Origin of the sequence: Chryseobacterium barbadense (assembly GCF_042849955.1) — a bacterium.
Classification (GTDB): domain Bacteria; phylum Bacteroidota; class Bacteroidia; order Flavobacteriales; family Weeksellaceae; genus Chryseobacterium.
On record NZ_BAAFHL010000041.1, the window covers coordinates 1 to 22,162 of the forward strand.

Consider the following 22,162-nt stretch of genomic DNA (forward strand, 5'->3'; position numbering starts at 1 on the left):
GCATGGAATAATCATTAAGGTCAATGAAATTAATCTCTTCGTCCTGAAAATCTTTTAGAACAAATTTTACCAGCTCCCGATTAATAGAAGTTGAAGAAGTACTTCCTGCAAATGCTAATATTTTCATAGTTTATTTTTAATAATCGTCCGGTCCGGATTATTTTCTGTTCAGAATAGCTTTCGGAAGCGGTACGTATTCATGCTCATCACCCGGAACCAATGGAAAAGCATCATGATTCTGATCATTCCAGTTCACTTTCGCCTGCTCAATCAATTCTTTGTCTGAATTTACGAAATTCCAGAATATAAAACGTTCTTCAGGAAAAGGTTCCCCTCCGAAAAGATATACCGTTCCATTCTCGCTCATATCGAACTCACAAACTTTAGTGTCCTTGGCGATTAATAATTGTTTGGAGCCATAAGAATTCCCTTCAATATTTACGGTTCCATCCAGAACATACATGGCTGCTTCACCATATAAATCTTTTCCGATGCTTATTTTCTGTGGAGTTTTGGTTTTGATCTCAATAAAAAATAACGGACTGTGAACAGGAACCGCAGATTTTCTTCCAAATGCTTCCCCGGCAATTAATTTATACTGGATACCGTTTTCTTCCCAAACAGGAATGTCTTCCGCTTCAATATGATGAAAAGTAGGCTCAGTCTGTTCCAGGTGTTTAGGAAGCCCTACCCAGATCTGGAATCCGTGAAGCTTTTTATCTGTTGTTCTTAAATACTCTGGAGTTCTTTCAGAATGTACAACGCCTTTTCCTGCGGTCATCCAGTTTACGGCACCCGGCTTTATTTCGATGGCACTTCCGATGCTGTCGCGATGGAAAATAGACCCTTCCAGCAAATACGTTAAGGTGGAAAGTCCGATATGCGGATGTGGCGGAACATCAAGATTCTGATAATCCATCAGTTCAGACGGTCCCATATGATCAATAAAAACAAATGGTCCGACTGCTCTTTTTTCGCGGAAAGGCAAAAGTCTTCCCACTAAAAAATTTCCAATATCTGCTGCTTTTTCTTCTATGATAAGTCCGATGTTTGACATGGTGAAAAATGGGTTTAATAAGCTAATTTAGTTAATAAATTTAATGTTGATGCTACTTTAAGTAAAATTAAAGTTGATTGTAGCCTTCAAATCTTTCATCTACAATACGTTTCCATTCCGGATGTTTCTTAATGTAGGCAAAAACGTATGGACAAAAAGGTAACAGTTTCTTTTGATTGTCTTCAATATAATGTAAAGTTTTTTCTACAACGGCTGCTGCAGCTCCTGTTCCGGCAAGTTCCGGCTCAGCCTCCGTATGAACCAAAGCGATCTGATGGCCCATTTCACGGTAATCGATAAAGGCATAATGCCCGTTAACTTCTATTTCAAATCTTTTTCCGGTTTTTACCAGTGGAATATTTTCAAATTCAGGTTTCATAATATTTTATTTTAGAGTGAATATTTAAAATAATATTTCATTTTTGTCATTCTGCAGGAATTTTAAATATAGATATTATATGTATAGGTGGAATTCCTGCAGAATGGCAAAAGCTTGTTTATAGGGTGTTATTTAATCTTCCAGATAACCGAATTTTCCGGTATTGAAATCTTCAAAAGCCTGTAAAATTTCTTCCCTTGTATTCATCACAAACGGTCCGTGAGGATAAATAGGTTCCTGTATAGGCTCTCCGCTGATGATCAATACAATTGAATTTTCAGACGCTTCAAGGGTAAATGTCTCACCTTCATTTTTAAACACGGCAAAATGATCGGAAGAAACTTTTTCTTTTCCATTAACAATAATGTTTCCTTCAATAACCAATGCCGCCGTATTGTAATGAGCCGGGAAACTGAATTCAGCTTTTCCACCTGCCTTCAGCTTGGCATTCATCATATTGATCGGGCTGAAAGTGGTTGCAGGACCTTTGTTTTCAAGGTATTCTCCTGCGATCACTTCCACCAATCCGTTTTCGCCCAGGTCAACTTTGGTCATTTCTGAATTCTTGATCGCCTGATATTTCGGTTTGCTCATTTTATCTCTTGCAGGAAGATTCACCCAAAGCTGAACCATTTGGAAAATACCGCCGGTTTTAGACCATTCCGTTTCATGATACTCTTTATGCAAGACTCCTTTTGCCGCAGTCATCCATTGTACATCACCTTCACCGATGATTCCGCCACCGCCTGCACTGTCATGGTGTTCAACTTTTCCTTGATAAGCAATCGTTACGGTTTCAAAACCTCTGTGCGGATGCACTCCTACACCTCTTGGAGTGTCTGAGCCGTTGAAATGGAATTTCGAATTATAATCAAGCATGATGAAAGGATCCATTCTTTTCATGTCAAGTCCATATACGCTTGGAATAAAATTATGGACTCTGAAACCGTCCCCCACAAAATGGGCAGGTTTTGGAGATACTACGATTTCTATGTCTTTAGTTGCCATAATAATTGTCATTTATAGGAAACAAAATTACCATAGTTAAAAATCAATTGCATTGATCTTTGATAAGTTCGTCTTATTCTTCTGACTTCATATTTTTGCCGTCCGAAATATGTAACCTTCTGAAAACAAAACCTGAAATAATGGTCAGAATTCCCATGGTGAGAAAGGTAAGACGAAAGGCATTATGAATTTCTCCATGAACAATGTCTGTATTTTCAAACAGCTTTAAAACGATCAAACCGAATGCGATCCCGAAGCCGATGGCAAGCTGCTGATTAACTGAAATTAATGAGTTTCCGCTGCTGGTCTGGAAATTCCGCAGATCGGCAATGGAAATGGTATTCATAGAAGTAAACTGTATGGAATTGAAAAATCCTAACACCGCAATGATGGGAACAAACCAATATAAAGAGGAATGAATGTCAGGAATGGCGAGCAAGCAGATTAAGCTTCCGATGATAAACGTATTCACCATTAATGTCTTTCTGTATCCATATTTGTTTAAAATTTTAATCACGGAGGATTTTCCGAATATAGCCGTGAGAGCCATAGGGGCAACGATCCATCCTGAAGTGACGGCAGACTGTTTGTAAGCGATCTGGATCATCAGGGGAAGTAATAAAGGAACGGAGCTGATTCCCAATCGTGTTGCCAGGTTTCCTAAAATTCCCACCCTGAATGTTCTTACCTGGAAAAGATTTAAAGGAAAGATGGGATTGCCGTCTCTTTTTGCATGTCTGTAATAATAATAGAGGAGAAGGAATCCTAAAATGAAAACAAAAAGTACCGGCGTTGTATTCTGAAGATTCCCGAAAAGTTCCAGGGAAACCGAAAGCAGGAGGGAAGCTGTTGCGAAAATGATAAAGCCCTTCAGATCAAAATCCACATCATCAGATTGGTAATTAGGCATGAACTTCGCACCTAAAACAATTCCTAAAATTCCAATAGGAATATTGATCAGAAAAATCCAGTGCCACGAAAGAAAATCTACCATATACCCACCCACCAAAGGACCTAAAACAGGGCCGATCAGTGCCGGAATAATGGCGAAGTTCATAGCTTTTAACAATTCATTTTTATCAAATGTTTTGATTAAAGCCAGTTTACCTACCGGAGTCATTAAACTTCCGCCTACTCCCTGTATCACACGGGAGATTACGAGATGGGTAAGGTTTTGTGATAAAGCACAAAATAAAGAGCCTATGCTGAAGAGAATGAGAGAAAAGATAAAAACTTTTTTTGTACCGAACCGGTCAGCCAAAAATCCACTTGCAGGCATAAAAACAGCCAGTGTCAAAACATAGCTGATAATGGCATTTTGCATATTGAGTGGAGACTCCTTTAAATCTTTTGCGATGGAGGGTAATGAAGTATTCAGAATAGTTGAATCCAGCATCTGCATAAAAATTGCGGTGGCAAGAATCAAAGGAAGGATTTTTTTGATCGGGGTGGTTGGTGATGTTTCCGGCATTTTATGATCGGTTATTCTTTACAACAGCATTATAAAGAAAATATATGTATAAAATTAAAAAAGTCCTGTGAAATTTCACAGGACTTTTTGATTTATTTTCTGGGTTTTTCTACTCCTTTCCATTCATCACCGGCTTTTCTGTACTGGCTTAAAACGAAAGTTTTGAAATCCTTGGTTTTGTATTCAATATTATCTGTGTTCTGTTCAAACGGCATGATGTAGTAGTAATCCGCATCTGTTTTATCCGTTTTATTTCCTTTTTTCACAGAAGGCACATATTTGGAGAATTTATAATTAGGAAGATATTGCTTAAGTCTTGCATAGAATGCTTTATTATCTTCTTCGTTAGGAATAATGTTGACGATATTGAAATCATCTTTTTCCTTATCGATCCACAGATAATAAGTCTTTTCTTCACCTGAGTTTCTGTTGAAAGAATTGAAAGCAAACAGCTCCTTAGGAACCAATTCTTTGATCTTTTCAGGATCAACTTTTGTATAGTATTCTCCCTTAGACGGATCCACATAGGTTTCCAGGTTATACATTAAAACAGAGTTGTTGTCAAATTTTTTGTTCTTAAAATATTGGTTCAGAGATAATTCTGCAGTTTCCCTAAGTTCTTTGCCTCTTTTATCCAACTTTTTGGTAGGATTCTGCGGATTTACTTTTTTCACGAACTCATATAAAACTACAGGCTTTACATCCTTTAAGTGAGGATATGTTTTTAATTGCTCAGCTTTTACCAGCCAGTAATACTGTTGATAATAATCCTCTTTGTCACCATCCTTTACACTTTTATAGGTTAAAGCAAGCTTTTTTGAATTAAGATACTTGCCATATTTCCCCTGTCCAAAAGCAAAACTGATGGATAATAAAGCAAATAAAATAGTAATGTTTCTTCTCATTTCTTTATAATTGATTTTTTCGTTTTCCAAATATAATTATTTATTAGATAATATTTTTGATTGTCGGTTAAATTCTGTCAATATTATTATCGTTAATTCAAAAGAAAATCCTGTATTGCTACAGGATTGACAAAAATTTATTTGATAATAAGACAGGGGAAACAGAATTCACCTTCAAAATCATCTCTACAATAATACTACGCCCAGTCTCCTGAGCTCCATACTCATTTACTTATAAGAAGTTTCATGAACTTTCACTGCTCTTCCGCTAGGATCGTTCATTCTTTTGAAAGCTTCATCCCATTCCAGGGCAATAGGAGTGGAGCACGCAACAGATGGCACGGACGGCACGGTTGCTGCTGCGGTTTCACTTGGGAAGTGCTCTTCGAAAATGGTTCTGTAACGATATTCTTCCTTGTTTTGAGGTGTGTTTAAAGGAAATCTGAATTTAGCATTCGCCATCATCTCATCAGAAACTTCTTTTTCGGCTACTTCTTTTAAAGTATCAATCCAGGAATAGCCAACCCCGTCAGAAAACTGCTCTTTCTGTCTCCATGCAATCGATTCAGGAAGCAGGTCTTCGAATGCTTTTCTTAAAACCCATTTTTCAATTTTACCTTCAGCGGCATTCACCATTTTATCTTTCGGATTAATGTTCATGGCAATATCCATAAACTCCTTATCCAGAAACGGGACTCTTCCTTCGATTCCCCAACTCATTAATGCTTTGTTGGCTCTTAAGCAATCATATAAATGAAGTTTGCCTAGTTTTCTTACCGTTTCATCATGGAATTCTTGAGCGTTAGGAGCTTTATGGAAGTATAGATACCCTCCGAACAATTCATCGGAGCCTTCTCCGGATAACACCATTTTGATTCCCATAGATTTGATGACTCTGGCTAAAAGATACATGGGTGTGGAAGCTCTTACCGTTGTTACATCATACGTTTCAAGGTGGTAGATCACATCACGGATCGCATCCAGGCCTTCCTGAACGGTAAAATGGATTTCATGGTGCACAGATCCGATATGTTCAGCTGCTTTTTGCGCGGCTGCTAAATCCGGGGAACCTTCCAGCCCTACCGCAAAGCTATGTAATCTCGGGTACCATGCTTCCTGAGTGTCACCGCTTTCAATCCTTTGTCTTGCGAATTTAGCGGTAACCGCAGAAATAATGGAAGAATCCAGGCCCCCCGAAAGAAGCACTCCATAAGGAACATCACTCATCAATTGTCTGTGAACCGCATCTTCAAGACCTTTTCTTAATTGAGCAACATCTGTTGTGTTATCTTTTACATGATCATAGCTTTCCCAGTCTCTTTTGTACCATTGCTGAAGTTCACTCCCTTCAGGGCTGAATACAAGATGTCCCGGTAAAAAAGTTTCGATGGTCTTGCAAATTCCTTCCAAAGCTTTCAGTTCGGAAGCTACATAATAGTTCCCGTTTTTATCCCAACCCTGGTAAAGGGGACAGATTCCCATATGATCGCGAGCAATCAAATAGATATCGTTTTCGAGATCATAAAGTGAAAAAGCAAATATTCCATTTAGTTTTTCTATGAAATTTTTTCCGTATTTTTTATAAAGTGCTAAAATAACTTCACAATCGGATTGAGTCTGGAACTCATAGTCCGGAAATTCATTTTTTAATTCCCTGTGATTATAAATTTCACCGTTAACGGCTAAAACTATTTTTCCATCTTTAGTGAATAGAGGCTGTTTTCCGGAAGTAGGATCTACAATGGCAAGCCTTTCATGAGAGAAAATTACTTTTTCATTTTGAAAAACCCCGCTCCAGTCCGGACCTCTGTGACGGATTTTTTTTGACATTTCCAAGACCTGAGGTCTTAACATTTCGGTTTTTTGTTTGGCATCAAACAGGCATACAATTCCACACATTTTGTTATTTATTTGAAGCAAAAATAGAATTGTAATTTAAAACAGACAATTAAAATATTAATAAAATTAAAAATATTAATTAAATTTATGTTTTTTATTAAAAATTTTAATTTTTTATTCCTTTAATGTGTATTTAGACGGATTTTTTTCACTTTAAAACGTAATGAAAAGTTACATACGAAATAAAAATGAAATATTTATTAATATATGGTAATTTATTATAAAAATATTACCCCTTACTTTGTGGCTCGAAATAATTTTTTTTCATCATTTGTGTTTTTACCTTCTTGTAATTCAGTTTGCAAGAAGGTTTTTTTTATTCAACACCCAGCAGCACTCCCGAAACATTCCATGCACTGAAACTAGTTCCTTCCGGAGCACCCTGTGGAATTTTTACCTGAATGGTATGTTTCCCGGCTTTTAAATCTCCCAAAGAAATGAACTCAGGATTCGTAATGGTTCCGGGACACCAGTTGGATCTGCTTAAATCCGAAGAAGAAAGGCCGTCCTGGAAATTCCCTGAAGCCGGATTATATAAACGATAAGAGCCGCAGTCTGTTCTCCAAGGCACAAAAGAATACATCATTTTCCCATCTAAGAATATAGAATTCGCCTTTGGAACAAACTCGTCTCCGTTTTCCCAACCTCCATGTCCGGTTGTAATATATCGCAACTGTGCATTTTTCAAATCTTTTTTCAGAGTAAATTCAACAAACAATCCTTTGTCATTATTAAACATGGTGGCATAATCCTGTCCCGCCATTTCCATAATGTTCACCGTATTGAATAAAGGGATTGCCTTATTGTTTTTATTGACCCCCTGATCACTTTTGTGAATCGTAATTTCCAGGCTCACTTTGTGACCACCCTTGTCATAATTACCAATAAATGTACCAACCCAAAGCTCTTTTCCGGAGAGTTCAGGTTTGAGTTCTGTAATATCCTGACGATAAGGACTTATGGTTTGCCAGCTTTTTCCTTTCAGTTGGATATGATTGAATTTTTCAATCCCAAAGGCCGTAAAAAATCTCATCATTTCAACAGCCGGATTATAGGTTTCCGTTGCGGTTACTCCGTAATATTGTTTTCCATTTCCGTTATCGTAAAGGGGAAGAGTTTTCGCGCCTTTTTCCAATCCGTCAAAAAAAGACTGGGATTTATCCTGTGGAATGAAGAAAACGGTTCCTGTCCTGTCATAGGCATCGCCATTAGACTGCTGTTTTAATTCCACAAAGATGTTTTCACCTTCAGAGATTGTGGGGAATTTTATTTTTTTAAGAATGATGGTTCCATTCGCAAATCTTTTGATGTTTTCATCAGATTTTGACTCATCAGAAAAATTAATGGTTTCGTTTTCAAATACTTTTAAAGTCGTAAACCTGCTTTTCCATAATAAATCTCTGTAACCTAACAGATCTGTTGTGTTAACGGGGTTTTTTAGAATATTTTCAATATCTGTTTTCTTTACTTTTTTAATGGAATTGGCTGTAATTGCTGAATTTTTATTTCTTTCAATTTCCAGAACCAAGCCTAATTTCTGGCCCAGGCTTGAGGGTCCGCCGGTTACTTTTAAATCATTGGTGTACCAGACTTCAATGGTATTGGAATTGATTTTCGTAACCGCTTTTTTGCAGGTGTAGCCTAAAATCTTTTTGGTTTCATTAGTCAATTCAAAGGTCTGCTTCCCCACAGATTCCGTGTCGGAAGTGGAAATGATCTCTCCCGGCTTCAGAAAGCCATACGATACAATGGTGTTGGAAGGCTTTTCGATTTTAGTGATCTCAAAAGGATAATCACTTTTCTGTTCCCGGATTTTATTATTTAAAATGAAATTTTCCTTTTCATTCACCCATACAAGGATAGGAGTCTGCTCCGGAGATATTTTTCCGTTAGAAGAACTGAGGTATTGAATTTCATAGGTCTGAGCATAGTTCAGACAAAATAGGAAGATAAAGAAGGTCTGTACGATTCTTTTGGGCATGATTACAAAATTTTTACAAAGGTAATTTTTACAAGTGAGATCACCATAATGTGAATAGCAACAGCTTTATTGCTTTTATTCAATGAGTATGAAATAATTATAATAATGTTACGTTCAAACAAAAATAATATCATGAAACGATCTCTTTTGCTGTTTTTTTGTTTATTTCTGTGTCATTTTTATATGGCTCACAAACCAAAGGTGGTAACTGGAACCTTTGGAAATATTAAAACCTATTTTAATTCCGCATTCAATTTTGGAACGAAAACAATAGAGTCAGAAGAAGCAAAGATGAAAGTTGTGGGTGAGCTTTCTAAAATTATTTCCGAAAGACTAGGCTATGCAGATACTATATTAATCGAGCGTGTTACCTATTATCCTAATTACCCAGATGAAAAACTTTTTATTTTAGAAAGTAATAATTCACAATATAAACTTCCTTTTTTGAGTAAAGAAACCGTAACAAAAACTAATAATTATGGTTTGGCGATCAGAATTCTATGTGAAAAAGTAGATATAATTGATATTTTAAAATTAGTTGAATACACTATTTTAAATAGAAAGAAAATCAATAATTATTTAATCCCTACTCCTTATGTTTATAATAGGGATGGTGATAAACTATCGATTTTGGCCAATTCAGAATCTTTTATAAAAAAAATTCTTAAAAAGAAATCTCCAATGGTGGATGAAGTAGTAAATAATGATATTGAAATATTAAATAATGGTTATTTAAGTACAAGGATTTTCTGGAAAAAAGGAGAGTTTATTTTTAGGGTTACTCCGAATTCTTCAAAAAAAGGAGAATATTTAGGAGGTGCGACAACACAATATAAGGTTAAAGATTTTAAATATTATATAGATTCAGCCTGGGCTCAATTTTTTCTTATTTTCGATAGTATGAGTACATTTAGTTATTTTGATGGAGAAGATAAAAATACTTCATTCAAAGTAAGTGTTGAAAATAAGAGTAGTTTCTTTCCATTTAGATTAGTAAATGAAGTGTTTAGTGATAAAATTATTTTGTATGATACCAATGAATATTTCTTTATATATAATTTCAGAAAAAAACTACTCCAGAAAATAGAGTAGTTCATTATTATAGAGTGTATATTTTGCTAGGAAACCCTTTCAATCAAAGCCATATAAAATCCGTCATACCCCTGACTTGGCATTACTTTCTCATCTTTAATCATTTTGAAACCGGGATTGTTTTGTAAAAACTCTTCCACCTGCTCATTATTTTCAGAAGGAAGGATAGAACATGTTGCATATACCATTTTTCCTCCTTTTTTCAGCATTTTTGAATAATCCTGAAGAATTTGCTGTTGTTCCTTTTTAATTCTGTCGATGAAATCCTGATCGATTTTCCATTTACTGTCCGGGTTTCTTTTCAAAACTCCTAAGCCGGAACATGGTGCATCAATCAATAATCTGTCTGCTTTATCATAAAGACGTTTGATCACTTTATTGTCTGAGATCATACGCGTCTCAATATTGTGTGCTCCTGCTCTTTTAGCTCGGCGCTTTAGTTCCGCCAATTTCCATTCGAAAATATCTAAGGCGATGATCTGTCCTTTATTTTGCATTAATGCAGCCAGGTGAAGGGTTTTTCCTCCGGCTCCCGCACACGCATCTACAACTCTTTGTCCTTCTTTTACATCAAGGAAATATCCTATTTTTTGGGAAGATGCATCCTGAACTTCAAATAATCCGTCTTTAAAAGCTGTGGTAAGGAAAACGTTTTTCTTTTCTTCAAGCTGTACAGCGTCCGGATAATTTTTAATTCCGTAAGAAACGATATTTTCATCGGAAAGATCAGAAATAAGCTCTTTCGTGGAAGTTTTCAAAGAATTGGCTCTTAAAACAGTCGGAGCCTGTGCGTTCAAAGCTTTCATTTCCTTTTCCCAATCAGGACCTAATTCTTTTTCCAGTGTTTCAGCCAGCCAGTCCGGAATGGAATGTTCAATAGCTTTTGTAGGAACCGTTCCTTTTTTCAGTTTTGTAATGATATCGGCCGTTTTGATCCCGTCGAATTCATCAAACTTTTTAAATTTGGTTTCACTCCAAAGCAGATAAGCAAGAATCAGTTTGTATACATTTCCGGGTTTTACGCCTTCTCCCATATAATATTCAAGACGTTTTTTCCAACGGATGATGTTATAGAAAATCTCAGAAACAACAGCTCTGTCCTGGCTTCCCCATTTTCTGTTAGCCTTCAAAAGCCTTTCGATCACTTTATCTGCATATTTGTTTTTCTCAAAAAACGTTTCCTGTAAAGCATCGTGAATACCGATCGCCAGATTTCTGTGTATAAGTTCCATAAATTTTCGCTTCTGCTATTTCAATATGCAAAAATACGAATTAAAGTTGAGAGTTTGAATTGACGCTATGAGTTAGAAGTTATGAATTATAAGTTTATTGGACGCAAATACGAGATTAATAACTTATAGCTCATAATTCATAACTTCTAAAAAGTTTACCTTTGCAAAAAATAGAAATATGAGTGATACTGTACTTTGTCCAAAATGTGGATCAGAATTTACCTATCCAAGTGATAATATGATGGTCTGTTCGCAATGTTTTCATGAATGGAATCCGGAAGAGGTGGCTGCTGAAACAGCCAGTGCAGGAAAAATCCTGGATTCAAATGGGAATGAGCTTCAGGATGGAGATTCTGTGGTTGTAATTAAGGATTTGCCGGTGAAAGGGGCGCCAAAACCGGTAAAAGCGGGAACGAAGGTGAAAAATATCCGTTTAAATTTCACCAGTGACCATAATATTGACTGTAAAATTGATGGATTCGGTTCAATGGCTTTGAAGTCAGAGTTTGTGAAAAAAGCTTGAGAATTTATATAGTAAAATGTGCCTTTTAGGGCACATTTTTTATTTCAAGGCATAAAAAAAAAGGAAAAAATTGGACAGTGTAATCTTTCAAAGACTAGATTGCAGGGCTGCTAATTTTCGTCTCAAAGGCAGAAAGAGAATTAACCAAAAATTTCCTTATGCTGTGGAAATACAAATGTAGGAAAAAGTTTTAAAATCTTTTCTTTTTATTCATAGATTTTTATCCACAAATTAACAATAACTGTTAGTAAATGTGATGGTTATGGGTTGTATGGTTAATCGTAAAAATGCAAAAGACAAATTAGCTTTTGCCTTATATAAATAAAGCCCTAATTGGATTTTCCAGCTTTTTATCCGTATAAACTACCAGCTCTTTATTTTTTATTCTGATTTTATTCCAATAGTGATTTCCTGCGAACCTGCTTTCCAGAACTTCAGCTTCCATGCCGGTATCGGAAATTGTGATTTCATGAGGATAATAAGAAAATTTGGAGAGGCCAAAGTCTGCAATTTCTTTTTCATTAAAAATATTCACTTCTCCGAAAAGCTTGGCTACATAAGTATTATAAGGATTTCTGTAGGTTTCCTCAGGATGATCATTTTGAATCAATCTGCCATTTTGAAGAATCACAATCTGATCCAGCCATGGAATAATATCCTGAAGCTCATGGGTGGAAATGATCAGGGAAATATTGTTTTGCTTTACATATTTGAAAAGCCTTTCACGAAGCTCTATTTTTCTTGAAAAATCAAGATTGCTGAAAGGTTCGTCAAGAATCAGCAATTTAGGCATTACGGAAAGGGCCCTTGCGATGGCCACTCTTTGCTGTTGGCCGCCACTCAGATTTTTAGGTAGGGTAGAGGCAAATTCTTCCAATCCTACGACTTCCAAAAGCTCCTGAACGGTTTCTTTTTTTTGGTTTAAGTTGATGTTTGAAATAAATTTTCCCACATTTTCGGCTACCGTGGAATAAGGCATCAGATCGAAATTCTGGGCGACGAATTTCATTTCAGCCTCTCCGGGAACAAGATTTCCTTTGGGCCCCAGAAGTTGGGTGCCATTGAAGATGATCTCACCGATTTCCCAGTCTAAAAGACCATAAATCAAACTTAGTAATGTGGATTTTCCGCATCCGCTTTCCCCTGCCAACGCAATGATCCTGCCTTCTTCAAATCGCAGGTTGAGGTTCTGAAACAGCGGCTTTTCTTTGGAATATGAAAAATGAAGGTTGTTTATTTCTAATAGCATATTACAAATGTACTATTTTTACAAAATAATAAAATTTTTTATTATATTAGCGGGTATATTAAAACATATCAAAATGAGAAGAAAACTGTTTTCCCTGGTCATTCCCGGACTTTTTATTGCAGCTATTACCATTTCCTGTAAGAAAGATAAACCTCTTACTAGTGAAAATAATGAAGTGACGACTACAAAAGAAGGTGCTCAGTATACCGTGGATACACTAAACAGTAAAGTGGAATGGAAAGGATATAAGGTATTTAAATCTGAAAGTACGAGTCATTTCGGAACCATTAAATTTGAAAGTGGCGATGTAACGGTAAAAGATGGTAAGCTTGAAAGCGGAAAATTTGTTGCAGATATGGGATCCCTAACTTCTGTTGACTTAAAAGACGATGCAGAACAGTTAGGAAAGCTTAACGGGCATCTGAAAAGCGGCGACTTCTTTGAAGTAGAGAAATTCCCCACTGCTTCTTATGAAATTACCAAAGTTACTCCAGCTGCGCAAGGCGATTATAATACGCTTTTGGATGGGAATTTAACGATTAAAGGGATTACAAAACCCACACAGTTCAAAGCGAATGTTGCGGTGAAAGATGGAGAAGTGAGTATTGCTACTGAGCCTAAAGACATTATGAGAGAAGAGTTTGGTGTAAAATTCCAGGCTCCGGCTGAGAATGGGGTAATTAAAGATGAGGTAACTCTTCAGATCAGTATCAAAGCTTTAGAAAAAAAATAATTTTTTTATTTAAGTGAAATAAGTGATTGAAGTCTGCCTCCGATAAAGGGGCAGATTTTTTATGACAAATAAAGAAAATTATTACACCGAAAAACCGTATTTTTGCAAAACATTTTTGAAAGGGCAAGACAATGATAGAAAAGATAGAAGAATTATTAGTCGAAGTAAACAGTTTCAATGCTACATCTAAAGAGGAAATAGAAAACTTCCGAATTAAGTACAATGGGAAAAAGGGGGTTCTGAACGATTTTTTTGAAAAATTCAAAGAAGTTCCCAATGACCAGAAAAAAGAGTTCGGACAAAAAATCAATTCTCTGAAACAAGCTGTTGCAGTAAAATTGGAAGATTTGAAAAATGCTTCTGAATCTTCTATTGCAATAGAAAAAGAAGATCTTACAAGACCTGCTTTTCCGTTGGATTTAGGTTCAAGACACCCGATCAACCTGGTTAAAAACAGAATTATCGAAATCTTCAAATCTATCGGGTTTGCGGTGGCAGACGGACCGGAAATTGAAGATGACTGGCATAATTTTACCGCACTTAATCTACCGGAATATCACCCTGCAAGAGATATGCAGGATACATTCTTCATTGAACAGAATCCGGATATTCTTTTAAGAACCCATACTTCTTCTGTGCAGATCCGCTATATGGAAGAAAACCAACCCCCGATCAGGATTTTATCTCCGGGAAGAGTATTCAGAAATGAAGCGGTTTCTTCACGCTCTCACTGTATTTTCCATCAGATTGAAGGATTATACATTGATGAAAATGTAAGCTTCGCAGATTTAAAGCAAACGATTCAGTTTTTTACCACTGAGCTTTTCGGGAAGTCCAAGATCAGAATGAGACCTTCTTATTTCCCGTTCACGGAGCCAAGTGCTGAAATTGATGTGTATTGGGGACTGAATTCTGAAACCGATTACAGAATTACAAAAGGAACAGGCTGGTTGGAAATCATGGGTTGCGGAATGGTAGATCCTGCCGTTCTGAAAAACGTGAATATTGATGCTGAGAAATATTCAGGTTATGCATTCGGAATGGGAATTGAAAGAATTGTTATGCTTCTTTACCAGATGAGCGATATCAGAATGTTCTTTGAAAATGATATCAGAACATTAGAACAGTTTAAAACATTATAAAATCAAACCTCCGGAATTCCGGAGGTTTTTTTATAGAAAAAAATCTATTAGCCTAACGATATATATCTAGGCTTTTTTTAATAATAAGTACTAATATGTTAATATCTTTGTATTAACAAATGAGGAATTGAAATTATTATAACAAATAATTAAAAATATCTTTGATTTCAGACAAAACACAAATGATGAAAAATCAGAGACTTTATAAACACAAATGATGAAAACGAAAGCCTCCGGAATTTCCGGAGGTTTTTTTATTTCAGTGACAGACCCTGATCTTCTCCTAGAAAAATATCTATTATCATATCGACATATATCTGGGTTATTTTAGAAGTAAGTATACTAATATGTAATATTTTTGTATCAACAAATGAGGAATAAAAATAATTAATATCGTTCTTGATTCTGACTTAAACACAAATGAAAAAAATAAGAGCCTCCGAAAATTCCGGAGGCTTTTTGTTTTTAATTACTGACCTAAGAAACAAAATGTAATTAAAAACTTTATTTTTGTCAACGCAAAGTTCAACAAACCCTGCAGTTAATTTTAGAGCATAAATATAGGCGGCAAAGTTGCTGAAAAGCTGGCTTTATGATGCAATGAAATTAAGCAATTCATTAACCTTTGGCCTTTTTCTTCGTCCAGTTTTTTATCCGGTTATAATCCAAAAAGTAGGTCAGCTTTAAAGAAAAATTATTCACCATTGGTTCATTAAAAAGAACGTCATAATTATTTTTTACACTTAATCGCGAGGTTTCAAGATAATTGGAGGTGGCATTTCTGTAGAGCAATGTCAGCTGGCTTCCCGGAGCGAACCACCATGAAAATCTTAAATCGACATTCCAGGCATTATAGGTTCCGTTTAAATTGTTGTTAAAACTGGAAGTATCCGTTAAACTTCCATCCTGATTAAGCGTATAGAATTGTTTATATGTTACATCTGAAAAATAATGGCGGAACGCTAAAGACAAAGCCATTTTTTCATTGAAGGTATATTTTGAGGTCAGAGCATTTTCATACGTATTTCTTTGCCTTCTTCCAATAAAAATATCCGTATCGTTTTTTCCGGCAAAACCGGTTTCGTTATTGCTGAAGCTTGGATTGAATGTCCAATGCATATTGAATTTGTCTGAAAATCTGTAACGAAGTCCGAAATTGGTGAAAACCTGATTTCTTCCTTTTTCATTAAATGCATAGTAATCTACGGTAAAGTTATACTGCAGCTTTTTTCTGCTATCACTTTCAAACCAGATCCATGAATTAAAATATCCGGGAATTTTAAGATGTCTTCCGAAAGTCCTGGGTTCATAAATATCATTTTGTCCAAACGGCGTAAACTCAATTCCACCTCCAAAAACCCTGAATTTTTTGTCGGTAAAGCTATTGTTATTATTGAAAATAAGATTCGAGAACAGGAAAGATTCCAGCCTGTGATAATAATTGATATTAAAGTTGAGGTAAATATTATTGAACTTTTCTGTCGGTTGCAGAATCCTGTAGCTGTACCATGCATTATAGTTGGCAAAATTGGTTTTTGTTGAAAATCCAAGGTCGTTGATGTTCCAATCTCTGGTCGTTACATTTCCATTCAGCGAAAAGCGGTTTTTTCCGGCGATCTTTTCAAATCCGGCTTCCCCACGGGTTCCGAATTTCGTTTCTCCGTTCATTACCCAGCTACCTTTCAGGCTCCCGAAGGTCTTGTAGGTGTTCTTCTTATTGTTGATGTCCCAAAGGATTCCGGTGGCATTAGCATCACGGAAATTACCATCTCTGGTTACATTAGTATTCACTAAAGAAACAGAAGAGTTGCCGTTGAATCTTTGATCAAATACCAAAACGCTGTAATTCGTCCACGGTTCTATAACTTCTTTTCTTCTTTCTCCGGTTTCATAATTAAGAATTGTAGCTTCCATTTTCTGGGTTACTCCGTTAAAAAAGCCTATTCCTAATCCACCTTTGGTTCTTCCGGATATTTTAAAAGCATTAAACAGCTTTACTTTCGCCGGATATTCCAGGACTTCTTCCTTTTCATTAGTGACAGGATATCCTGTCGGTTCACCGCCAACTCTTCTGGAATAAAACATTCCGCCTTTGCTGAATAGCTCGGTCCCTTCTGTGAAGAAAGTCCGCTGTTCTGAAAACTGCTGTTCAAAAGGTGTTAAATTTAAAATAGAGTTATCAAAATTAGCCTGTCCGAAATCCGGGATTAAGGTCATGTCAAAGGTAAAGGCATCATTGATCCCATATTTTACGTCCATTCCGCCATTGAAGCTGGAAGTGGTTTTTCCGTCGAAATTGTTAATATAGGTAGAAAAATAGGGAGTAAAAGATAAACGGGTAGGAGGATTGATGTTTTCAATGCCCTGTAAAATCCCATCAAACAGCGTATAAGAATTCTTTTGATTATCTACAAAATTCCAGTCATAAGATGCTTTTATCCTTTGAATTCTGCGGAACATATTCATTCCCCACTCCTGTACATTGCTGTCAGGAAATCTTAATTCAGAATAAGGAATTTTTATTTCTGCTGCCCAACCTTTATCGTTGATTTTTGCTCCGCTGTACCAGATAGAATTCCATGATTCATCTTCACCATCGCTGGTCATTTTAGCATCAAACTGAACTCCTGCAGCGGTTACTACAAATTCCAGGCTCTGCTGTTTATCATTATATCCGTTCAAAGTGACTCCGAAAAAATCATCATTATTGATTCCGTCTCTTTCCGTAAGTTCTTTGGCTACTTTATCAGGAGTCGGGTCATACATTTGAGCCCCGAAATAAATTCCGGTGTCATCATATAGAATCCTTACTTCTGTTTTGATAGAATCATCCTGTGGTTTTCCATTGTTGGGGTTTCTTTCAATGAAATGAGTGGCTATCGGAGCATTTTGCCATTCCGGATCATCAAGGATACCGTCGATTTTAGGAGAGGATGGGGTTTTGGTAATATTTATTTTTTTTCTTACAATATGGTCCTCTTCTTTTTTCTGAGAATACGAGAGGGAAAATGTGGACAGGAGTATAATAATGAGTGCTCTGGTTTTCATGTTTCTTAGTGTTATACAAACATAACAATCCAATTCTGTCAATTGTTACATCCGGACACAAAAAAATGTCTGTAAAAAATTACAGACACTTATTATTCTGAAAAGAGACCTGTTACTTTGTGAACTTTAAAGGATATTTTACATTTTTAAAGCTGTCGATGCTCGCTTTTAATGATCCTACGGCCAACTCAGCCTTCAATAAAACCGGAATGTGATTGGCGTCATTAGTCACCCACATTGTTACGCCTTCTTTTTCTTTAAAAACCCTGCCGCTTTTTACTGACGGAATAATTTTCAGACAATTAATGGTTCCGAATTTTGTTTTCAGGTTTTCCGTACCGGTTACTTTCAGCTGAAAAGGAAACATTTCATCATCAATCCAGACATTCATGTTGATTACGGTTCCTACCCTAAGCTCACTCGTGCTTTTACTTCTCAGGAAATAAAAGCAGGAAAGCATATCCTGGACTCCTTTAACGGATTTTATTACTTTAGAACCATTGGCAGGATTCTTTTTGTCCGTTAAGATCAGGGTATGATTATCGTGATTAAAAGTAGTTTCAAAATGTTGGCGATATCCTCCTTCCTTTACATTTCTTACGTAAAAACTTGGCAGCCCTGTATTGATGTTGATAAAACTTTCATAAAGATCTTCTACTTTGAAGAAAGTTTTTACAGCACCTGTTGTCTGTCCTGTTCCTTTGGCATAAAGATGGGGGATTCCTTTATAGTTGGTTTTCTGGGTTGTCAGATTCGCTGTTCCGGCATTCAAAAACCCGTAGTGGATTCTAAATGTAAGGGACTCGCCGTCTGCAATATTGTCTATCTGGCCAAAACCAAAGCTGAATATGAATACTGCAATGATATTTAAAATTTTCTTCATAATTTGAATTTTACAAAAACGTTGCCAAATTTCAACTCTTTATTCTTTTTAATGATATTTGACAAATCTCAGGTTTTTATTTAGACTCAATTAAATATGCTTCGCATTAAAATTAGTAAATTTGCAGTTACACATATAATTAAATTATCTTATTATTATGATAACTACCGATATATTGATCATAGGAGCCGGGCCAACCGGGCTTTTTGCCGTATTTGAAGCAGGTTTGCTTAAAATGAAGTGTCATATCATAGATGCACTTCCTCAACCGGGAGGACAATTGGCAGAGCTTTATCCTAAAAAACCTATTTTTGATATCCCGGGTTATCCATCGGTTAATGCAGGAGAATTAGTAGATAATTTAATGGAGCAGATCAAACAATTCCAGCCAGGCTTTACTTTAGGAGAAACAGCTGTTTCTTATACTAAAATAGATGATGAGTGGTTTGAAGTAATAACCAACAAAGGAACCGTTCACAGGGCTAAAGCTATTGCTATTGCGGGAGGTTTAGGTACTTTTGAGCCCAGAAAACCAACCATTGAAAATATTGCTGACTACGAAGAAAAAGGTCTTGAATATTTCGTAAAAGAACCTGAGCATTTCAGAAATAAAAAAGTAGTGATTGCCGGTGGGGGAGATTCTGCATTGGACTGGAGTATTTTCTTATCCAATGTGGCAAGTGAGGTTACTTTGATCCACAGAAGAAATGAGTTCAGGGGCGCTTTGGATTCTGTAGAGAAAGTTCAGGACCTGAAAAATGAAGGAAAGATTAAATTAATTACGCCTGCTGAAGTTACTGCAATAAAGGGGGACGGAAAAGTAGAAGCGATCACAGTAGAAGTGGAAGGTCAGGAAGCTTACGATATTGAAACGGATTATTTCATTCCTTTATTCGGATTGACGCCAAAATTGGGTGAGATCGGAAATTGGGGATTGAATATTGAGAAAAACGCTATCGTAGTAAACAATGCTTTAGATTATCAGACTAACATTGATGGTATTTATGCCATCGGAGATATCAATACATATCCTGGAAAATTAAAATTAATCCTTTGTGGTTTCCATGAAGCGACTTTAATGTGTCAAAGCGTTTACAACAGATTAAATCCGGGTAAAAAATATGTGTTAAAGTATACAACAGTGAGTGGAGTAGACGGATTCGACGGAAGCCGTAAGGAAGCAGAGAAGGCTGTTGTGAAAAAAATTGACTAATTTTGCAAAATTATGTCAGATATCAATATAAAAATTATCGATAGAGAGGGGATTACCCACGATATTATTGCTCCAACGGATATGTCCATGAACTTAATGGAAGTGATCCGTTCATATGAACTGGCGGAAGAAGGAACAATCGGAGTTTGCGGAGGAATGGCGATGTGTGCTTCTTGTCAGGTATATGTAGTTAACGATCCCGGTTTAGAACCGATGGGTGATGAAGAAGATGCCATGTTGGCGGAAGCTTTCCATGTGAAGGATAACAGCAGATTGGGATGTCAATTGCATATTATGACTGAAATGGAAGGTTTGGAAGTGGAGATTGCTCCTTATCCTTAAGAAAAATAAACAATAAATTATAAAAAAACTCCCGAAATTATTTTTCGGGAGTTTTTTATGCTTTTTAATTTTGTGTTAAGCTTTTGGTTTTAACAGGTTCATTAATAGTAATTGTCAAAATCAATTATTCCAAATCTTTAACGGTTTGAACATGTATTTTGTTTTCGAGTTCTCCGTCTATCCGGCTTTCATTGTTTTTAACAATTTTATGAAGGATAAATTTTTTTGAAATTTTATCATACTTGAAAGTAACTGTTTTGGTTACTTTCAATCCACTGGGATAATACAAGAATTCAGAAATAAAAGAAAAGCCATCACTTTTCCACCTTCATTTAAAGCATTGTCTGCAATGGTTCCCATTAACCCGACATCGGCACCACCATAAATCAACTGTATGTTCTGCTGTGCTAAAGTGCGTCCAAGCAAAGCAGCCTGCTCTTTATAAATGTCGTCCGAGCCGAAGCTGGAGCCGCAGAATACTGTAATATTTTTCATCATCATTTATAGTAATACTTTTTCAAAAAGACCGGGATAATTTTCAACCAAGCCTGAATCATCAACGGAAATCCGGGCCTCAAAGTTTTTTGGAATATTCTCATATAGATATTCGGACTTACTTATTTTGGTGTATTGCTGTTTGACCGGTTTGATTTTGTCTTCTAAAATATGGATATATATAACATCTATTTCACAAGATTGTCCTTTGGATAAATTTAAATTATTGATAGGTAACGTATTGGTGAAAGGAGTTAATGAGATATCGATGTATTTGAAATTTGAAAATTCAGGGCGGTCTGTTCCGTTAATTTTCCAATCATTTCCATTTTTAAGGCCAGTTACTTTTGATTGAACTCCATTAACTTCATACTCAATGGTGAAATTTTGAATAAGCCAGTTTTTATCAATTACGATTTGATAGCTTACGAAATAAATTGTATTTTCAAATGAACCGATAATTCTTGAGGTTGCCCTATAATTTTCTTCACTTTCAATCAGGTTGAAATATTCAAGAGAATGATAGAGTATTCCTTTCCAAATTATCGGTTTCATTTGAATGATTTTTAATTTTTAGCAGGAATATTCGCTAAAATATCTTTAGTGAAATTCCAGAATTTTTGTGCTGAAGGGATATTTGCTTTTTCATCCGGAGAATGGGCTCCTCTGATCGTAGGACCAAAGCTTACCATTTCCATTTCAGGATAATTGGCTCCGATGATGCCACATTCCAATCCGGCATGACAAGCTACAACGTGGGGCTTTTCACCGAATTTTTCCGTGTAAATTTTTTCCATCAATTGCACAATTTCGGAACCCGGCTTCGGCTTCCATCCCGGATAAGAACCGCTGAACTCCACTTTCATTCCGGCTAATTCAGCTACAGATTTTAATTGTTCTGCTACAGAATATTTGGTGGATTCTACCGATGATCTGGAAAGGTTTAAGATTTTTAATTCTCCACCCTTCAATTCCACTCGGGCTACATTATTGGATGATTCCACAAGGTCTTTCACATCCGGGCTCATTCTGTATACTCCGTTGTGAAGAGATTTCAATACCAAAATAACCTTTCTTGAATCTTCTTCGGAAAGCGCTTTTTCAGAACTTGTTGAGTTTTCTAAATTGATGTGGATGTTAGGTTCAACCGTTGCGAATTCTTCTAAGATTTCTTTTTTCAGCAGGGTAGTTTCTTCGATAAATTCATTGGCATTTCGTACTGAGATCAAAGCCACGGCCTCTCTTGGAATAGCATTTCTTAAGCCACCCCCATCAATAGAGATCAGTTGGACATTTTCTTTGGCCAATCCTGCATAAAGCAATCTTCCTAAAATCACATTGGAATTTCCTAAGCCTTTATGAATGTCCATTCCGGAGTGCCCTCCCTGTAATCCTTTCACTTCTATTCTTACGATTTGTCCTTTTGCGGGCTCCACTTCATAATTTTGAGTGATCGTTACATCTATTCCACCTGCACAACCTATATCAATTTCGTGGTCCTCTTCTGTAT

21 protein-coding genes are annotated in these 22,162 nt (G+C 36.2%); 6 read left to right on the plus strand and 15 right to left on the minus strand.

Annotated features, from left to right (window positions below):
- The 8 genes from ACGHIN_RS13085 to ACGHIN_RS13120 form a co-directional block, all read right to left on the minus strand.
- On the minus strand, positions 1 to 127 hold a 127-nt coding region (locus ACGHIN_RS13085), incomplete at its 3' end, for an NADPH-dependent FMN reductase (RefSeq protein ID WP_390454260.1).
- A gap of 30 nt (positions 128 to 157) precedes the next feature.
- Positions 158 to 1,057, minus strand: a complete 900-nt coding sequence (locus tag ACGHIN_RS13090; protein ID WP_390454204.1) for a pirin family protein — start codon at positions 1,055 to 1,057, stop codon at positions 158 to 160.
- 67 nt (positions 1,058 to 1,124) lie between these two features.
- A complete protein-coding gene (locus tag ACGHIN_RS13095) occupies positions 1,125 to 1,436 on the minus strand; it encodes a GNAT family N-acetyltransferase (RefSeq protein WP_123263364.1) in 312 nt (103 codons plus the stop codon).
- A gap of 132 nt (positions 1,437 to 1,568) precedes the next feature.
- Positions 1,569 to 2,444 (minus strand): pirin family protein, encoded by an 876-nt coding sequence (locus ACGHIN_RS13100; RefSeq protein WP_390454207.1) that lies wholly within the window; start codon positions 2,442 to 2,444, stop codon positions 1,569 to 1,571.
- A 73-nt stretch (positions 2,445 to 2,517) separates the two neighbouring features.
- Entirely contained in the window at positions 2,518 to 3,915 is a 1,398-nt protein-coding gene (locus ACGHIN_RS13105) for an MFS transporter (protein ID WP_390454210.1), read from the minus strand.
- 92 nt (positions 3,916 to 4,007) lie between these two features.
- A complete protein-coding gene (locus ACGHIN_RS13110; protein ID WP_390454212.1) occupies positions 4,008 to 4,850 on the minus strand; it encodes a hypothetical protein in 843 nt (280 codons plus the stop codon).
- A 198-nt stretch (positions 4,851 to 5,048) separates the two neighbouring features.
- A complete protein-coding gene (asnB, locus tag ACGHIN_RS13115) occupies positions 5,049 to 6,719 on the minus strand; it encodes an asparagine synthase B (RefSeq protein ID WP_390454215.1) in 1,671 nt (556 codons plus the stop codon).
- Positions 6,720 to 7,035: 316 nt separating this feature from the next.
- Entirely contained in the window at positions 7,036 to 8,700 is a 1,665-nt protein-coding gene (locus ACGHIN_RS13120; RefSeq protein ID WP_390454218.1) for a GLPGLI family protein, read from the minus strand.
- 132 nt (positions 8,701 to 8,832) lie between these two features.
- Here ACGHIN_RS13120 and ACGHIN_RS13125 point away from each other — a divergent pair, with 132 nt between their 5' ends.
- The gene (locus ACGHIN_RS13125; protein WP_390454221.1) at positions 8,833 to 9,792 is read left to right on the plus strand and encodes a hypothetical protein; all 960 of its coding nucleotides are present in this window, start codon (positions 8,833 to 8,835) and stop codon (positions 9,790 to 9,792) included.
- Positions 9,793 to 9,818: 26 nt separating this feature from the next.
- On the opposite strand, the gene ACGHIN_RS13130 is transcribed toward ACGHIN_RS13125, so the two are convergent.
- Entirely contained in the window at positions 9,819 to 11,024 is a 1,206-nt protein-coding gene (locus ACGHIN_RS13130) for an RsmB/NOP family class I SAM-dependent RNA methyltransferase (protein ID WP_390454224.1), read from the minus strand.
- Between the two features lie 178 nt (positions 11,025 to 11,202).
- Between ACGHIN_RS13130 and ACGHIN_RS13135 the strand changes: the two genes are divergently transcribed.
- Positions 11,203 to 11,547: a zinc ribbon domain-containing protein YjdM gene (locus tag ACGHIN_RS13135; RefSeq protein WP_390454227.1), complete on the plus strand. Its 345-nt coding sequence runs from the start codon at positions 11,203 to 11,205 to the stop codon at positions 11,545 to 11,547.
- A gap of 313 nt (positions 11,548 to 11,860) precedes the next feature.
- Here the strand turns inward: ACGHIN_RS13135 and ACGHIN_RS13140 are convergent, their stop codons facing one another.
- Complete coding sequence (locus ACGHIN_RS13140) at positions 11,861 to 12,796, minus strand: sulfate/molybdate ABC transporter ATP-binding protein (RefSeq protein ID WP_390454230.1); 936 nt, start codon at positions 12,794 to 12,796, stop codon at positions 11,861 to 11,863.
- 73 nt (positions 12,797 to 12,869) lie between these two features.
- On the opposite strand from ACGHIN_RS13140, the gene ACGHIN_RS13145 reads away from it, so the two are divergent.
- Together ACGHIN_RS13145 and pheS are read left to right on the plus strand one after the other, a co-directional pair.
- Positions 12,870 to 13,529: a YceI family protein gene (locus ACGHIN_RS13145; RefSeq protein ID WP_390454233.1), complete on the plus strand. Its 660-nt coding sequence runs from the start codon at positions 12,870 to 12,872 to the stop codon at positions 13,527 to 13,529.
- A 131-nt stretch (positions 13,530 to 13,660) separates the two neighbouring features.
- Positions 13,661 to 14,671 carry a phenylalanine--tRNA ligase subunit alpha gene (pheS, locus tag ACGHIN_RS13150; protein ID WP_390454236.1) on the plus strand — a complete coding sequence of 337 codons (1,011 nt, stop codon included), beginning with the start codon at positions 13,661 to 13,663 and terminating at the stop codon, positions 14,669 to 14,671.
- A gap of 618 nt (positions 14,672 to 15,289) precedes the next feature.
- Here the strand turns inward: pheS and ACGHIN_RS13155 are convergent.
- Complete coding sequence (locus ACGHIN_RS13155) at positions 15,290 to 17,719, minus strand: DUF5916 domain-containing protein (protein ID WP_390454239.1); 2,430 nt, start codon at positions 17,717 to 17,719, stop codon at positions 15,290 to 15,292.
- 112 nt (positions 17,720 to 17,831) lie between these two features.
- Positions 17,832 to 18,602, minus strand: a complete 771-nt coding sequence (locus ACGHIN_RS13160) for a DUF3108 domain-containing protein (protein ID WP_390454242.1) — start codon at positions 18,600 to 18,602, stop codon at positions 17,832 to 17,834.
- A gap of 157 nt (positions 18,603 to 18,759) precedes the next feature.
- Between ACGHIN_RS13160 and ACGHIN_RS13165 the strand changes: the two genes are divergently transcribed.
- A complete protein-coding gene (locus ACGHIN_RS13165; RefSeq protein WP_390454245.1) occupies positions 18,760 to 19,815 on the plus strand; it encodes an NAD(P)/FAD-dependent oxidoreductase in 1,056 nt (351 codons plus the stop codon).
- 12 nt (positions 19,816 to 19,827) lie between these two features.
- Positions 19,828 to 20,157, plus strand: a complete 330-nt coding sequence (locus tag ACGHIN_RS13170; RefSeq protein WP_390454248.1) for a 2Fe-2S iron-sulfur cluster-binding family protein — start codon at positions 19,828 to 19,830, stop codon at positions 20,155 to 20,157.
- 267 nt (positions 20,158 to 20,424) lie between these two features.
- On the opposite strand, the gene ACGHIN_RS13175 is transcribed toward ACGHIN_RS13170, so the two are convergent.
- The 3 genes from ACGHIN_RS13175 to ACGHIN_RS13185 all read right to left on the minus strand — a co-directional run.
- A complete protein-coding gene (locus ACGHIN_RS13175; RefSeq protein WP_390454251.1) occupies positions 20,425 to 20,655 on the minus strand; it encodes an LOG family protein in 231 nt (76 codons plus the stop codon).
- Between the two features lie 3 nt (positions 20,656 to 20,658).
- Positions 20,659 to 21,207: a putative glycolipid-binding domain-containing protein gene (locus tag ACGHIN_RS13180; protein ID WP_390454254.1), complete on the minus strand. Its 549-nt coding sequence runs from the start codon at positions 21,205 to 21,207 to the stop codon at positions 20,659 to 20,661.
- Positions 21,208 to 21,218: 11 nt separating this feature from the next.
- Positions 21,219 to 22,162, minus strand: a 944-nt coding sequence (locus ACGHIN_RS13185) for a M20/M25/M40 family metallo-hydrolase (protein WP_390454257.1), incomplete at its 5' end; no start/stop codon positions are given.